The following is a 12,627-nucleotide window of genomic DNA, read 5'->3' as shown; positions in this document are numbered from 1 at the left end:
AGATCTGTCGCCGTACTTTTTCCAGCCTCTACTTCCGAGAACAAGGGAAAGAGCCTCCCCCAGAAAGCAGGGGAGGCTCACAACACTTACGCGACGGCGGCTTCGTAGAGCTTGCCGGCGGCGTCCCAGTTCACGACGTTCCACCATGCCTTCAGATAGCCTGGGCGGTCGTTCATATAGGTCAGGTAATAGGCGTGTTCCCACACGTCGTTACCGAGGATCGGCGCGCCCTTGTCCTTAGCGTCGTCCATCAGCGGATTGTCCTGGTTCGGCGTCGAGACGACCTTGAGCGCGCCGCTCTGGTCGGCAATCACCCACGCCCAGCCCGAGCCGAACTGGCCCGCACCCTTGGTATTGAAATCTTCCTTCAGCTTGTCGAGGCCGCCGTAGGCGTCGATCGCTTCGGCGAGCTTGCCCGATGGCTGCGTAGTGCCTTCCGGACCCATGATCTTCCAGAAGAAGTCGTGGTTCCAGAAACCGCCGCCATTGTTGCGCACCAGCGGCGGCAGCGACGAGATCATGCCGAGAATCTCCTCGATCGTCTTGCCCTCAAGCTTCGGGTCGGCGGCGACGCCCTCGTTGAGCTTGTTGGTATAGGCGGCGTGATGCTTGTCGTGGTGGAAGGTCATCGTCTCTTTCGAGATCGTCGGCTCCAGCGCGTCGTAGGCGTAGGGGAGCGGGGGGAGTTCGAAAGCCATGGTCTTCTCCTTTGGAAACTCGGATAGGCAAACGTCAGGCTGGTCAAATGGGTCCGCCGAACTCGTTACGCAACCGATTCCCTGCGGCAGCGCGTGTCAGCCGCCCGCCGAGATCAACCCGTGTCGTTTCAGCGCATGGCGCAACTGGTCGTAGCTGAGGCCGAGCGCGTCGGCGGTGGCGCGCTGGTTGAAGCGGTGCTCCGCCATCGCCTTCTTGAGCAGGTCGCGCTCGAACCGGGCGGTACGGCTTTTGAAGTCGCCGGGCTCGTCCGTCGTCTCGGCGGGAGCCGTTGCGGTGGCGGTGGTTTCCGCCGCTACGGGCGCCCCGCCCGCGACCGTTCGCGGGCGGTGTGGCGACTGGAACGGATCAAACTCGATCGCGTCGATCGGTGTGTCGCGTTCCCAGCGGTACACGGCGCGCTCCACCACGTTGCGCAACTCGCGGACGTTGCCGGGCCAGTCGTAGGCGATCAGCTCCGCCATCGCCTCGCGCGAGAAGCCGGGCCAGTCGAGCCGCCCCATTTCCGACGCCATGCGCCGCCCGTAATGTTCCGCCAGCACCGGCACGTCGCCGGTCCGTGCGCGCAGCGGCGGCAGGGTCACTACCTCGAACGACAGCCGGTCGAGCAGATCGGCGCGGAACTGGTGCCGCGCCACCTTGTCGGGCAAATGCTCGTTGGTAGCGGCGACGATGCGCACGTTCACCCGCAGCGGACGCGACGAGCCGATCCGCGTCACCTCGCCATACTCGACCGCGCGCAGCAGTCGATCCTGCGCCGCCATCGACAGCGTGCCGAGTTCGTCGAGGAACAAGGTGCCGCCATGCGCCTCCTCGAACCGGCCGACCCGCGCTTTGGCCGCGCCGGTGAACGCGCCCGCCTCGTGCCCGAACAGTTCGGCCTCGATCAGCGTTTCCGGCAGCGCCGCGCAGTTCATCACCACCAGCGGCTGATCCCAGCGCGGGCTGAGACGATGCAGCCGTTCCGCGACCAGTTCCTTGCCCGTGCCGCGTTCGCCGATCACCAGCACCGGGCGATCAAGCGCGGCGGCGCGGCTGGCGCGTTCCAGCGCATCCAGAAACGGGCCGGACTGGCCGATGACCTGAGTAGTTCGCTCCATTGCCAAGGCTTGGCGTAAAATCCCAAGGCTTGGCAAGTGTGCTGTTTGGTCATGCTGCTACACCGATGACAAGAACGTCGGAAATCCGCCATTTTCAAAACTGGCACGCACCCTGCAAAGCTGTTCGGGTACGCACCGAGTATCGCGTTTAGCCAAGGAGTTTTTTGGATGGGTATCTTTTCCCGCACCCGCGACATCGTCGCCGCCAACTTTACCGATCTGCTCGACAAGGCGGAAGACCCGGCGAAGATGATCCGCATGATCATCCTCGAGATGGAGGAGACCCTGGTCGAGGTCCGCGCCTCCGCCGCGCGCACCATCGCCGACCAGAAGGAGATGCGCCGCCACGTCGACAAGCTCGGTAAGTTACAGGACAGCTGGACCGAGAAGGCCGAACTGGCGCTGTCGAAGGGCCGTGAGGATCTCGCCAAGGCAGCGCTGGTCGAGAAGCAGAAGGCCGCCGATATGGCCGGCCAGCTTGGCGACGAGATCATCCTGCTCGACGAGACGCTGCGCGCTTCGGAGGAGGACATCAACAAGCTGCAGACCAAGCTGCGCGAGGCCCGCACCCGCCAGAACCAGATCGTCACCCGGCTGGAAAGCGCGCAGAACCGCTTCAAGCTGCGCGAGATGGTCAACGGGCCCCGGATGCAGGAGGCGTTCTCGCGCTTCGACATGCTCGATCGCCGCGTCGACATGGCCGAGGGGCGCGCTGATGCCGCCGGCTTCGGCGCCGCGCCGAAGACGCTGGAGGAGGAGATCGCCGAGCTGAAATCCGCCGACAAGGTTGATGCCGAACTCGCCGCGCTGAAGGCGCGCATGGGCAAGGAGGGCTGATATGGAGGACGTTTTCCTCCCCATCGTGATCTGCGGCATGCTGTTCGTCGGCGCGCCGTGGGTGATCCTGCACTACGTCACCAAGTGGAAGCAGGCACCCAAGATCACCAACGAGGACGAGAAGTTGCTCGATGAGCTCCACCTGCTCGCGCGCCGGTTGGAAGACCGGTTGCAGACGGTGGAGCGGATCATCGCCGCCGACAATCCCGACTGGCGCCCCGGCATGAGCCCTGCCGAACCGCGCCCTTCCTATGACCTCGCCAAAAGGAACTGAGCGATGACCGCCAGCCGCACCAAATTCTACGTCGACAAACCGAACGGCAAATGGCTCGGCGTTTGTGCCGGGATCGCGGACTACACGGGGATGGACGTCACCCTCGTCCGCGTCGGCCTGGTCGTGCTGACCGTGGTCGGCGGGTTTCCGTGGACCCTGCTCGCCTACGGGCTGGTCGCCTGGATGGCCGATGCCAAGCCCTACGGCCTGTACGACAGCCCCGAGGACGAGAAGTTCTGGCAGGGCGTCCGCACTAACCCGACGCGATCGACCGCCGAGGTTCGCTCGAAGTTTCGCGATATCGACCGTCGCCTCGCCGATATCGAGACGATGTACACCAGCCGCCACAGCCGCCTCGCCGACGAGATCGACAGCCTGCGCTGATTGATCCAGCCAAAAAGGGATTAGAACGATGGAATGGGGTATGATCGTGCCGGTTGCGGCGATCACTATCGGCCCGATCAGCTGGGCCTTCACCACCTGGGTGCGCGCCAAGCACGGCTACCCGATCGCCGACAAAAAAGGCAACACCGTCTCTCGCATCGACGCGAACACACAGCGCACCATCGATCTGCTGTCGCAGGACAACGACCGGCAGGCCGCGCAGATCAGCCGGCTGGAGGAGCGGATCGCGGTGCTCGAACGCATCGCCACCGACCCCGCCGAGCGCACCTCCCGCGAAATTGAGGCGTTGCGCGCGCTCCCCTGAGCCGCCCGTCCACCTACCCTTTACATCGCTGAACATCCACCCGCGTGCGGCCACCGGCCGCGCCGACAGGAAAGGTCTGTCTTATGATCGTCACCGGTTTTCTTCTCATCCTCGCCGCGTTCACCGCGATCGGCGTGTTCGCCACCGAAAGCGTCGATCGCCCGCGCCGCCGCAAGGAACGGCTCGCCGGGCAGCCGATCGCACAGTAACATCGCAAAAAGTTGAGGGGAGTTTCACATGAATCCGTTTGAGATGGTCGTTGCCATCATCGTCGTCATCACCGTCGGCCGCGTCGCAATGGCGCGGTTCGGGGTGGTCCACTCCAAGCCCGGCGAGAGCGTCGCTTTCCGTGACGACAATGCTACCCGCGCCGAAAACGAGCGGCTGCGCGACGAGCTGCGCGGCATGAAGGAACGGCTCGCCGTCCTCGAACGCCTCGCCACCGACAACGACACGAGCAGCGCCCGCCTCGATCGCGAGATCGAACGCCTGCGTGACCCGAAGTGACCCTCATGAACGCAGGAGCAGGGATCATGACCGACCCGACCCTAGCCATCACGATGGCCGCCACCGCGCTCGCCGGGCTGGCGATGCTGACCTACGCGATGCTCAACGGCTGGCGCGGCTGGCTCGCGCTGAAGCAGCAGGAACTGCAACAGCATTTCGGGGATCCCGCCGCCCTGACGCTGCCCAACGCAAGCGCGCGCATCGAGATCGCAGATCTCAAGGAGCGTATTCGCAAACTCGAGGCGATCGCCGCCGGGGTGGACCTGTGATTGTGAGTTGCCACGCCGCGCTCCCGTCCCGGGCCAGGGCAGGATTGGAATGGCCACGGTCTGGAAGCGCTCAGCCGCTTCACGCGGCTGCCACGACTCGGCACCGGCCTTTGCCGTGGGCGCAAACGGGATCAGTGGACGCGTAGCTACAAGACCGTTACCGCGCTACGCCATGACCACCCTTACTGACCTGCAAGACGAATATAGCTTCCTCGATCAGGACGACCGATATCGCCTGCTGATCGACCTTGGCAAAACGCTTGAGCCGATGCCCGATCCGCTCAAGACCGATGCGACGCTGGTGCGCGGCTGCTCCGCGTCGGTGTGGGTCTATCCGATGCGGCGTGACGACGGCACGCTCCACTTTCTTGCCGATTCGAATGCCGCGATCACCAAGGGCATCATCGCACTCGTGCTGCTGACGGTGCAGGACCAGCCCGCGACATTGATAAACGAAACCGACATCACTGCTGCGCTCGCGCCGTTCGATCTCAAGAACCAGCTAAGCTCCAACCGTACGCAAGGCATTCCCAACATGATCGCGCTGATCCGTGAAACCGCCGAACGCTATGCGGGCGGCTGAACGGTCAGCCCGCCTTCGGCGGCTTGGGCGGCTTAGAGTAAGGTACAAAGTCGTTTAGTCCGACCGAGCCGCTCGGCATCCGCGAACCGCGATCGATCAGCCGCACGATGTCGATGCGACACGCCTGACCGTTATATGGCTCACTGACGAGGATGTCGTCATCGTCGAGGAAATTGGCACCGCTCGGCCGATTCACATAGATCGTGCCATTGCTGGCGGTGTAGGCGATTGCGGTGTGATCGATAATCTCGGTCGAGCGGATCTGCGTGATCGGAACGCAATCGACCGGTTTGCCGGCAGTGCGTCCCTCGATCATCTTGGCGAGCTTGGCCTCTCCGCTAAGCCGATCGCGCGCCTGCAGCGGGGCGGTGGCGCCGATCGCGGCGATCGCGGCGAAGACGGTAAGACACTGGATTGCACGCATCTCGACTATTCTCCGAAGGGTTCCGGCACGTTAGTCCAATCACTCTGAACGGGCGCTGACGCGTTCAGTTCCAACTCTTTAATGGCCGCTGCAGTCGATACACCTGCCGCGACGATCTTCCATTCATGCACGTCGCGACTGTCCACCACCGTCACCGCGTTCTTGGGGCAAACCTTGAGGCATTTGACCTCGACGATCCCCATCACTGCCTTGCGACCGAATTTTAGCCCGAGCTCCTTGCGCAGGACCTTGGCGAGTGGATGCTTTCCTTTGGCACCGAACCCACCGCCAATCTTCTTGGTGCATTTCGCGCAGATCATCAGCGTGTGCGACCAGTCCGAGCGAACCGTCTTCATGCCTCGGGTTTCCATTGGCGATGTTCCTCGGCGACACGGATCACGTCGTAAGCTGCCTGGATCGCCTGAAACCGCGTGGCCGCATCCTTGTCGCCGGGGCGGACGTCCGGGTGGTTCTGCTTGGCGAGTCTCCGCCAGGCCAGCCGGACCGCCTCGAACTCGGCATCGACGTCGAGGCCGAGCACCTCCAGCGCGCGCAGTTCGTCGCGCGAACGCGTGCCGTCGCCCGAGCCGGCCCATTGCTGATGGCGGGAGGTCGTGTAGCCGTCCGCCGTGCGCGTTTCCGCCGCCTCGCGATCGGCCGCCTCCTCCGCGCTCAACCCCTCGAAGTAATTCCAGCCGCGATTGTACTCGCCGGCATGTTCCTGGCAGAAATACCAGCGATCCGGACTGTTGGGCGATTTGGGCGCCGGGCAGTTGCCGGGTTCGGTACAGCCATGCCGGTCGCACAGGCGCACCTTCGCCGTCTCACGGCTGGATTCGCCATAGGCCCGCCAGCGGGGGAAGCCCCAATCGTCTTGTCTCGTCGCACGCGCCATAGCCGTCCATTTAGGCACACGGGCACGGCAATGCCATGCCCGAATGGCCGAGCCGCAGATTTTGAGTTGACGCGCGTGAAAGTACCAGAGGGTCTGTAAGCCGGGTTCTGTCCACCCTCTTGCAAGGGATAGGCGACCATTCCTCTAGGGCGACGTTTGCACGCCGCCTCAAGCAACCAACCCGGACGACGAGCAGAAACGATGCCCATATGCCGTCCCTATTCGGTCTTGCTCCCGGTGGGGTTTGCCTTGCCGCCTGCCGTTACCGGAGGCGCGGTGCGCTTTTACCGCACCCTTTCACCCTTGCCTGTCGCCCCGCTTGCGCGCGGCCCATCGGCGGTTTGCTCTCTGTGGCACTGTCCCTGGGGTCGCCCCCGCCGGGCGTTACCCGGCACCGTCGTTTCGCGGAGCCCGGACTTTCCTCGGCATGCAACAAGCACATGACGCGGCCGCCCGACCCTCTGGTGGAGCTGCCTTAGTCGTCGCCCTGCGGTTTCGGCAACAACAAAGCGAGCAGGATGCTGCGACATTCGCCGTCGATCTCGCCGTCGATCAGCTCCGGGCGGTAGCGGCGCTGGAAGGCAACCACCGCCGCGAGCTTGTCCTTCACGTCATAACCAAAGCGTTCCAATGCGATCAGGAAGCCGGCGTCGGTCCACATCGGGTCCAGCAGGTTGCGGGTCGGGCGCGGCAGCGCAAGCCGCAGCCGGGCAAGGCGGTGCCAGGGGAACAACTCGCCCGGATCCTGCTTGCGCGTCGGCGCGATGTCGGAATGGCCGACGACGTTACCGCGTGTGATGCCATGGCGTTCCTTGATCTCCGCCACCAACCCGACCAGCGCATCGACCTGCGGCTCGGCAAAGTCACGGTACCCATGCTCGTGCCCCGGGTTGACCAGTTCGATGCCGACGGATGCGCTGTTGACGTCCTCGATCCGCCGCCAGCACGATGCACCGGCGTGCCAGGCGCGCTTGTCCTCGGCGACAAGGCGATGAACCGTGCCATCCTCGTCAATCAGATAATGTGCCGACACCTTGGCGGCGGGATCGCACAGCCGCTCCAACGCGGACGCCGCATCGACCATGCCAGTATAGTGGAGAACGATCATGGTGACCGGCAGCGTGCGCTCGTCGAAATTGGGGGACGCCGTCTCGATGATCGTCATGCTGTCTCCTGCACACGCCCCCCACGCGGGTACGGCGCAGGCGGATCAGGCAGCAGCGATACCCGGTCTGGCGGCGTTCGCCAACTCATACAGGCCCCGGTAGCGCGCGCTTGGCCGGAAGCAGTCGCTCTGCCCTATCACTGTCTCGCCCGCGCCGAGCACGAGCAGTCCGTCCGCCCGCAGCGTCGACGCGATCCGTTCGAGCACCAGACGGCGCGAATCCGGTGATAGATACAGCAGAACGTTGCGGCACAGAACGATATCGAAGCGTCCGCCGGGCAGCGGATCAGCGACGAGGTTCATACGGCGATACTGAAGATGGCGCAGCAGATCGCGCTTGACCGCCCATTCGTTACCATGTGGCTCAAACCAGCCGATCATGCGGCGAATGGACAGCCCACGTTGGATCTCGAATTGCGAGTAGATGCCAGATCGTGCTCGCGCGAGCGCCACGTCGGACACGTCCGTCGCGATGATTTCCGCCGCATCCTCGTCGAAACCCGTCGCGGTTTCGGCGAGCGTAATCGCCAGTGACACCGGCTCCTGCCCGGTCGAGCAGCCGGCCGACCAGACGCGCAGCCGGCGACGGTGACCGACCGCGGCAGCACGATAGTCGCGCGCCGCCTCCGCGACCACGTCGAAGACCTGACCATCGCGGAAGAACGAGCTTTCGTGGTTCAGCATCGCATTCACGGCGGCCGTGGCAAGTTCGCTGGCTCCGGCCGTCGCAGCGGCCAGCGCCTCGATCGTCTCGTAACCCCGCTCGCGCATCAGCGGTTTCAACGCACTTTCGATCCGCCACGCGCGGTCGTGGCCGATCTGCTGACCGGTACGCGCTTCCAGCAAAGACGCCAGAAGGTTCAACGCCCCACGTGCCGGCGAGGCGGCCTTTGGCGGCATCATGACGGTCTCCGTCCGGTGATGATAAGCTTCGCAATCTCAGCGGGTGGCAGGATAGCGTGCGCAGATCCCGACCGAGCGACCGCACCGGGCATACCCCAGACCACGGAGCTTTCACGATCCTGCACGACCACCGCACCGCCGGCATGGGCGATCTGGGCCGCGCCAGCGCTGCCGTCGCGGCCCATGCCACTGAGCACGATGGCAAGCGCGCGGGCGCCATACACCTCGGCGAGCGACTCCAGCATCGGATCAACCGAAGGCATGCATCCGCTCGGCGCGGCTTTGTCTATCAGCCGAACCGCCGCGCCATCCCCTGCACTCACGATACGCATGTGGGCATCACCGGGCGCCACGTATACGTGGCCGGCGCGAATCCGCATCCTGTTCTCGGCGACGACGCACGGCCGGTTCGCGAGCACGGCGACCTGCGCTGCAAAATAGGGCATGAACGATTCCGGCAGGTGCTGGGTAATGAGGATCGGTACGGTAAAGCTCGCCGGCAGTTCGGTGAGAATGAGTTTGAGCGCGTGGATGCCCCCGGTCGAAGCACCGATCCCGACGATGTCGAAACCACCGGCTGCCAAACGCGGTGGCGCGGCGCGAACCGGGTCGACGGCTCGCTCGCCGGTGCAGAGCCGCCCCAGTTTCTCGACCAGATCGACGGAGAACCGACCGGCAAAGCCACCGACCGCCGGCTTGACCAAAGTGTCGGCTGCACCCAGCGCCAGCGCCTCGATGGTTGTCGACGCGCCATCACCGGCGGAGGAAGACACGATCAGCACCTTGGCGCCCTGTCCTTCCGCAATCAACGACGGCAGCGCCGCCAAACCACTCACCCCGGGCATCTCGATATCGAGGACCAGCGCGTCGGCGCGATTGGTTTTCAAAAAACAAAGCGCAGCGGCCGTGTGCGGAACCGCGCCGACCACCTTGAAGCGCGGGTCGGCTTCGATGGCACGGCCGATTACCGCCCGCGCGACCGCGGAATCATCGACGATCAGGATTCGCGTGGGAGGCGCATCGGCAACGCTCGGCCGCGCGATGGCGCTGACGGGTGGCACCGATGAAACTCCGCTCAGGCCATGCCGACGATTTGCAGCTTGCTTTCCAACGTCTCGCGGTCGAACGGCTTCATGACATATTCGTCGGCCCCCGCCTCGATTGCGGCACGGATATGAGCCATCCCGTTCTCGGTCGTGCAGAAAACCACCTTAGGGCGACGTGCGACGCTCGAATCGCGCAACGCGCGCAGGAAGTCCATCCCGCTCATTACCGGCATGTTCCAATCGAGCAGCACCACGTCGGGCACCGACTCCAGGCAACTGTCGAGCGCCTGACGGCCATCCCCAGCCTCGGTGACCCTGAAATTGAGTGTTTCCAGGATGTGCCGCGCGACCTTGCGGATCACCTTCGAATCATCGACGACCAGGCAGGTTTTCATTATTGACCCCGTTTTACGCTTTACATGTCCGTTTTGGCGCAAAAACCTTCGAGTCCGGTTAATTGCGCCCTCAGGCGGTGACCGGAGTTGCGCACGGTACCAAAGCCCGCAGATCGACGGCCAGGATCGGCTCTCCATCCATTTCCACGGTGCCGTAGCCGATGCTGCTCCACGCGCCGTCCAGCACGACGCCGGATGCGAGCGGGCGGAAGTCGAACGGTGCCACGTCTTCCAGCGTGTCGACCAGAATGGCGTAATGATGCCCGTCGATCCGGGTGATGACCGCGCGATTGCCGACGCTTTCGCCGACGCCGATCGCCGCGCGCGGATCGATTACCGTAACCACCCGGCTGCGCAGCGCGGCGAGCCCGCGTACCTGCGCATCGGCGCGCGGCACCGGCACGATCGTGCCGATATCGACGACCGAGTCGACCTGGGCCGAGTCGATTGCCACGGCACGCCCGGCGAGGTGGGCGATCAGGAACAGGCCACTCATCACCGGGCTCCGCTGGAAAGGTTGAGTGCCGCGAGCAATCCCTCACGGTCATATCGGTACACAGTGCCCGAAGCCGCACCATCGCGCTCGCGGCGTAGCCGGACGACCGGCACCGATGTGCCGACCGCAAGTACGGTAGCGTCCATCGTCAGCACCACATCGGGGCGGTCGGCGCCCTTCAACGTGGTGGCGACCCGGTAGCCGGCACTCTCCAGCACCGGCTTGAGGAAGCTCGTCATCCACGCCGTTTCACTGCCGTCGAGCAGGCATAGCGGCGGCGCGGCATGCTGCGGCAGGGTGCCATGCTCACTAAACAGCCAGAACAGGTCGAGCACCTCGATTTGCTGGCCGTCGATCGCGGCCACGCCTGCGATTGGGCCAGGCACGCTCGCGGGCATCACCACCTCGGGCAGATCGACGATGTCGATTGCATCGCCAATCGCATAGCCAACCTCGCTGTTGCCGTCGCGCAGGCGCAGGATGTGGACCTGTGCACGGTCAGCCCAATCACCGTGCGCGACAAGCGGGATGATGCGGTCGTCCAGCGAGAGGCGCAAACGCCCGGCCGAATAGCGGATCGCACGTGTCGATACCGGTTCGATCCGGTCGATCGCGGCGAGCGCCACCAAACGGCGTGCCCCGTCCAAATCGTCGAACAACAACGCGGATGCGGCGTTCGTCTCGGCCTGCGCTTCGGCGTCTTCCGTCACGGTCTCGCGCCAGAAGCGGATACCGGCGTGCGCCGCGATGCCCGCGCAATCCAGCAGCAGCATCGGCACGCCGGTATCAGGAAGGGTTTGGCCGGCGTAGACGCCGGTCGCCATCACCGCAGGCGCGGCCGGCTTGATGACCAATTCCTCGTGATCGAGCACGTCGTCCACCGCCAGCGCGAAGCTGCCGCCGGGGATGCTGAGGATGGCGAGCTTGCCCGCCTGGCGTTCCCGTACAATACCCAGCAGGCCAGCGAGATCGACTAGCGGCATCCGTCGGTCGCGGACCGTGGCGACCTGCGTGCTGCCGAGCAGATCGATGCGGATCGACTCGCCCTGCACAGAAACGATCTCCTCGATCGCTTGCCGTGAGATCGCGAAACGCTGATCGCCGGCGCTGACGCCGATCGCGGCGATGATCGACAGCGTGAGCGGCACGTGGATCGCGATCGAAAGACCCTTGCCGGGCACGTTGGTGAGATCGATGCGCCCGCCGATCTGTTCGACGTTGGCGCGCACCACGTCCATGCCGACGCCACGCCCCGACACTGACGTGACGGTGTCCTTGGTGGAGACGCCTGCCTCGAACACAAGATCGAGCTTCGCACGATCGCTCATCTCGCGGAGTTCCGCATCCGTGCGGCTACCGCTGCGTGCGGCCTTTGCGACTAGCGCGGCGGTGTCGATGCCGGCGCCATCATCCTCGATCACGACGATGATCTGGTTGCCCGACTGGCGCGCGGACACGGTCAGCCTACCATTTTCGCGCTTGCCTGCGGCGCGACGCGCGGCAGGCGCCTCGATCCCGTGATCGATCGCGTTACGGACGATATGGACGAGCGGGTCGCGCATCATCTCGATCATCTCGCGATCGAGTTCGACGTCGCTTCCCTCGACATGCAGCGTCACCGACTTGCCAAGTTCGGCGGCGGTATCCCGCACCATGCGCGGCAGTGCGGAAAACAATGCATCGATCTTCTGCATGCGCGTGCGCGTCACCGTGTCACGCATTTCGGCAACGGTGGCGGAAAGCCGTTCGAGCGCCGCTTCGATCGCTGGATCGGCACCCTCGTCGCGTAAACGCCGCGCAAGTTCATTACGCGCCAGCACCATGTCGGACATGCCGCTCATCATGCGATCGAGCAGGTCGACGTTGAGGCGTACACTGCGCGTCGGCGCGGTGCGGGGCACCGGCGCGATCGTTGCAGGCGCCGCCGCTTCAGCGCCCTTGTCGAGGGCGGCGATCAGCAGTTCCTCGCCGCCGTCGTCCAGCGCGATGCCACCGTCGATCGCTTCCACGATCTCACCGATACGATCGACGATCGCGAGCACGGCGTTGACCAGCCGTGTGTCGGGCGTGCGTTCGCCGGACCGGACCGCCGCCAGCACATCCTCGGCGGCATGGCTAAGCCGGCTGAGACGTGGCAGATCGAGGAAGCCACAGCTCCCTTTGACGGTGTGGACGAAGCGAAAGATCGCATCGAGCCGTTCGCGATCGGCCGGAGCCGATTCCCACGCAACGATCTCACCGGAAAGCGCTTCCAGCGTCTCGCGCGTTTCTGCGATGAATTCCTGAAGAAGATCGTCCATGTGCCCT

Annotated in this window: 19 protein-coding genes and 1 other RNA gene; 8 read left to right on the top strand and 12 right to left on the bottom strand. The window is 64.6% G+C overall.

Going from position 1 to position 12,627, the window contains the following annotated elements:
* Positions 1–86: 86 nt before the first annotated feature.
* Together OXR00_RS02125 and pspF are read right to left on the bottom strand one after the other, a co-directional pair.
* The gene (locus tag OXR00_RS02125) at positions 87–698 is read right to left on the bottom strand and encodes a superoxide dismutase (protein ID WP_267386380.1); all 612 of its coding nucleotides are present in this window, start codon (positions 696–698) and stop codon (positions 87–89) included.
* Positions 699–794: 96 nt separating this feature from the next.
* Complete coding sequence (gene pspF, locus OXR00_RS02120) at positions 795–1,817, bottom strand: phage shock protein operon transcriptional activator (RefSeq protein WP_267386379.1); 1,023 nt, start codon at positions 1,815–1,817, stop codon at positions 795–797.
* A gap of 168 nt (positions 1,818–1,985) precedes the next feature.
* Here pspF and pspA point away from each other — a divergent pair, with 168 nt between their 5' ends.
* The 8 genes from pspA (at position 1,986) to OXR00_RS02080 (ending at position 4,996) form a co-directional block, all read left to right on the top strand.
* Positions 1,986–2,654 carry a phage shock protein PspA gene (gene pspA, locus OXR00_RS02115; protein WP_267386378.1) on the top strand — a complete coding sequence of 223 codons (669 nt, stop codon included), beginning with the start codon at positions 1,986–1,988 and terminating at the stop codon, positions 2,652–2,654.
* Position 2,655: 1 nt separating this feature from the next.
* A complete protein-coding gene (gene pspB, locus OXR00_RS02110; RefSeq protein ID WP_242146263.1) occupies positions 2,656–2,928 on the top strand; it encodes an envelope stress response membrane protein PspB in 273 nt (90 codons plus the stop codon).
* Between the two features lie 3 nt (positions 2,929–2,931).
* Positions 2,932–3,312, top strand: coding sequence for an envelope stress response membrane protein PspC (gene pspC, locus OXR00_RS02105; RefSeq protein ID WP_242146262.1), 381 nt, complete (start codon positions 2,932–2,934; stop codon positions 3,310–3,312).
* Positions 3,313–3,340: 28 nt separating this feature from the next.
* Complete coding sequence (locus OXR00_RS02100) at positions 3,341–3,637, top strand: hypothetical protein (RefSeq protein WP_267386377.1); 297 nt, start codon at positions 3,341–3,343, stop codon at positions 3,635–3,637.
* Between the two features lie 83 nt (positions 3,638–3,720).
* On the top strand, positions 3,721–3,846 hold the full coding sequence (locus tag OXR00_RS02095) for a hypothetical protein (RefSeq protein WP_267386376.1): 126 nt from the start codon (positions 3,721–3,723) through the stop codon (positions 3,844–3,846).
* Between the two features lie 28 nt (positions 3,847–3,874).
* Entirely contained in the window at positions 3,875–4,144 is a 270-nt protein-coding gene (locus OXR00_RS02090) for a hypothetical protein (protein ID WP_267386374.1), read from the top strand.
* A 26-nt stretch (positions 4,145–4,170) separates the two neighbouring features.
* Positions 4,171–4,413, top strand: coding sequence for a hypothetical protein (locus tag OXR00_RS02085; RefSeq protein ID WP_267386373.1), 243 nt, complete (start codon positions 4,171–4,173; stop codon positions 4,411–4,413).
* Between the two features lie 172 nt (positions 4,414–4,585).
* Positions 4,586–4,996, top strand: coding sequence for a SufE family protein (locus tag OXR00_RS02080; RefSeq protein ID WP_267386372.1), 411 nt, complete (start codon positions 4,586–4,588; stop codon positions 4,994–4,996).
* A gap of 4 nt (positions 4,997–5,000) precedes the next feature.
* On the opposite strand, the gene OXR00_RS02075 is transcribed toward OXR00_RS02080, so the two are convergent.
* From OXR00_RS02075 to OXR00_RS02030, 10 genes are all read right to left on the bottom strand, one after another.
* Positions 5,001–5,420: a hypothetical protein gene (locus OXR00_RS02075; RefSeq protein WP_267386370.1), complete on the bottom strand. Its 420-nt coding sequence runs from the start codon at positions 5,418–5,420 to the stop codon at positions 5,001–5,003.
* Positions 5,421–5,425: 5 nt separating this feature from the next.
* Positions 5,426–5,776, bottom strand: coding sequence for a hypothetical protein (locus OXR00_RS02070; protein WP_267386369.1), 351 nt, complete (start codon positions 5,774–5,776; stop codon positions 5,426–5,428).
* Positions 5,773–6,315 carry a J domain-containing protein gene (locus OXR00_RS02065; RefSeq protein ID WP_267386368.1) on the bottom strand — a complete coding sequence of 181 codons (543 nt, stop codon included), beginning with the start codon at positions 6,313–6,315 and terminating at the stop codon, positions 5,773–5,775. Before OXR00_RS02065 ends, OXR00_RS02070 begins: the two co-directional genes overlap by 4 nt.
* Before the next feature lie 80 nt (positions 6,316–6,395).
* Positions 6,396–6,780, bottom strand: an RNA gene (rnpB, locus tag OXR00_RS02060) — RNase P RNA component class A.
* A 10-nt stretch (positions 6,781–6,790) separates the two neighbouring features.
* Positions 6,791–7,480 (bottom strand): N-acetylmuramoyl-L-alanine amidase, encoded by a 690-nt coding sequence (locus tag OXR00_RS02055; protein ID WP_267386367.1) that lies wholly within the window; start codon positions 7,478–7,480, stop codon positions 6,791–6,793.
* Positions 7,481–7,525: 45 nt separating this feature from the next.
* The gene (locus OXR00_RS02050) at positions 7,526–8,383 is read right to left on the bottom strand and encodes a protein-glutamate O-methyltransferase CheR (protein ID WP_267386366.1); all 858 of its coding nucleotides are present in this window, start codon (positions 8,381–8,383) and stop codon (positions 7,526–7,528) included.
* Positions 8,380–9,444, bottom strand: a complete 1,065-nt coding sequence (gene cheB, locus OXR00_RS02045) for a chemotaxis-specific protein-glutamate methyltransferase CheB (RefSeq protein WP_267386365.1) — start codon at positions 9,442–9,444, stop codon at positions 8,380–8,382. Before cheB ends, OXR00_RS02050 begins: the two co-directional genes overlap by 4 nt.
* 14 nt (positions 9,445–9,458) lie before the next feature.
* Complete coding sequence (locus tag OXR00_RS02040; protein ID WP_242146250.1) at positions 9,459–9,824, bottom strand: response regulator; 366 nt, start codon at positions 9,822–9,824, stop codon at positions 9,459–9,461.
* Positions 9,825–9,894: 70 nt separating this feature from the next.
* Positions 9,895–10,320 (bottom strand): chemotaxis protein CheW, encoded by a 426-nt coding sequence (locus OXR00_RS02035; RefSeq protein ID WP_267386364.1) that lies wholly within the window; start codon positions 10,318–10,320, stop codon positions 9,895–9,897.
* Positions 10,320–12,620, bottom strand: a complete 2,301-nt coding sequence (locus tag OXR00_RS02030) for a chemotaxis protein CheW (RefSeq protein ID WP_267386363.1) — start codon at positions 12,618–12,620, stop codon at positions 10,320–10,322. Before OXR00_RS02030 ends, OXR00_RS02035 begins: the two co-directional genes overlap by 1 nt.
* Between the last annotated feature and the right edge of the window lie 7 nt (positions 12,621–12,627).

This window comes from Sphingomonas sp. GC_Shp_3 (assembly GCF_026540945.1).
In the GTDB taxonomy this organism is placed as follows: domain Bacteria; phylum Pseudomonadota; class Alphaproteobacteria; order Sphingomonadales; family Sphingomonadaceae; genus Sphingomonas.
This window is presented reverse-complemented; position numbering and strand designations above follow the sequence as displayed.

What these genes read in the sequence shown, in the direction of transcription:
- pspA (WP_267386378.1), top strand. Translation starts at nt 1,986, where the DNA reads ATGGGTATCTTTTCCCGCACCCGCGACATCGTCGCCGCCAACTTTACC.
- OXR00_RS02100 (WP_267386377.1), top strand. Translation starts at nt 3,341, where the DNA reads ATGGAATGGGGTATGATCGTGCCGGTTGCGGCGATCACTATCGGCCCG.
- OXR00_RS02035 (WP_267386364.1), bottom strand. Translation starts at nt 10,320, where the DNA reads ATGAGTGGCCTGTTCCTGATCGCCCACCTCGCCGGGCGTGCCGTGGCA.
- OXR00_RS02095 (WP_267386376.1), top strand. Translation starts at nt 3,721, where the DNA reads ATGATCGTCACCGGTTTTCTTCTCATCCTCGCCGCGTTCACCGCGATC.
- OXR00_RS02070 (WP_267386369.1), bottom strand. Translation starts at nt 5,776, where the DNA reads ATGAAGACGGTTCGCTCGGACTGGTCGCACACGCTGATGATCTGCGCG.
- OXR00_RS02075 (WP_267386370.1), bottom strand. Translation starts at nt 5,420, where the DNA reads ATGCGTGCAATCCAGTGTCTTACCGTCTTCGCCGCGATCGCCGCGATC.
- OXR00_RS02125 (WP_267386380.1), bottom strand. Translation starts at nt 698, where the DNA reads ATGGCTTTCGAACTCCCCCCGCTCCCCTACGCCTACGACGCGCTGGAG.
- OXR00_RS02080 (WP_267386372.1), top strand. Translation starts at nt 4,586, where the DNA reads ATGACCACCCTTACTGACCTGCAAGACGAATATAGCTTCCTCGATCAG.
- OXR00_RS02065 (WP_267386368.1), bottom strand. Translation starts at nt 6,315, where the DNA reads ATGGCGCGTGCGACGAGACAAGACGATTGGGGCTTCCCCCGCTGGCGG.
- OXR00_RS02050 (WP_267386366.1), bottom strand. Translation starts at nt 8,383, where the DNA reads ATGATGCCGCCAAAGGCCGCCTCGCCGGCACGTGGGGCGTTGAACCTT.
- pspF (WP_267386379.1), bottom strand. Translation starts at nt 1,817, where the DNA reads ATGGAGCGAACTACTCAGGTCATCGGCCAGTCCGGCCCGTTTCTGGAT.
- OXR00_RS02090 (WP_267386374.1), top strand. Translation starts at nt 3,875, where the DNA reads ATGAATCCGTTTGAGATGGTCGTTGCCATCATCGTCGTCATCACCGTC.
- OXR00_RS02055 (WP_267386367.1), bottom strand. Translation starts at nt 7,480, where the DNA reads ATGACGATCATCGAGACGGCGTCCCCCAATTTCGACGAGCGCACGCTG.
- pspB (WP_242146263.1), top strand. Translation starts at nt 2,656, where the DNA reads ATGGAGGACGTTTTCCTCCCCATCGTGATCTGCGGCATGCTGTTCGTC.
- OXR00_RS02085 (WP_267386373.1), top strand. Translation starts at nt 4,171, where the DNA reads ATGACCGACCCGACCCTAGCCATCACGATGGCCGCCACCGCGCTCGCC.
- OXR00_RS02040 (WP_242146250.1), bottom strand. Translation starts at nt 9,824, where the DNA reads ATGAAAACCTGCCTGGTCGTCGATGATTCGAAGGTGATCCGCAAGGTC.
- OXR00_RS02030 (WP_267386363.1), bottom strand. Translation starts at nt 12,620, where the DNA reads ATGGACGATCTTCTTCAGGAATTCATCGCAGAAACGCGCGAGACGCTG.
- pspC (WP_242146262.1), top strand. Translation starts at nt 2,932, where the DNA reads ATGACCGCCAGCCGCACCAAATTCTACGTCGACAAACCGAACGGCAAA.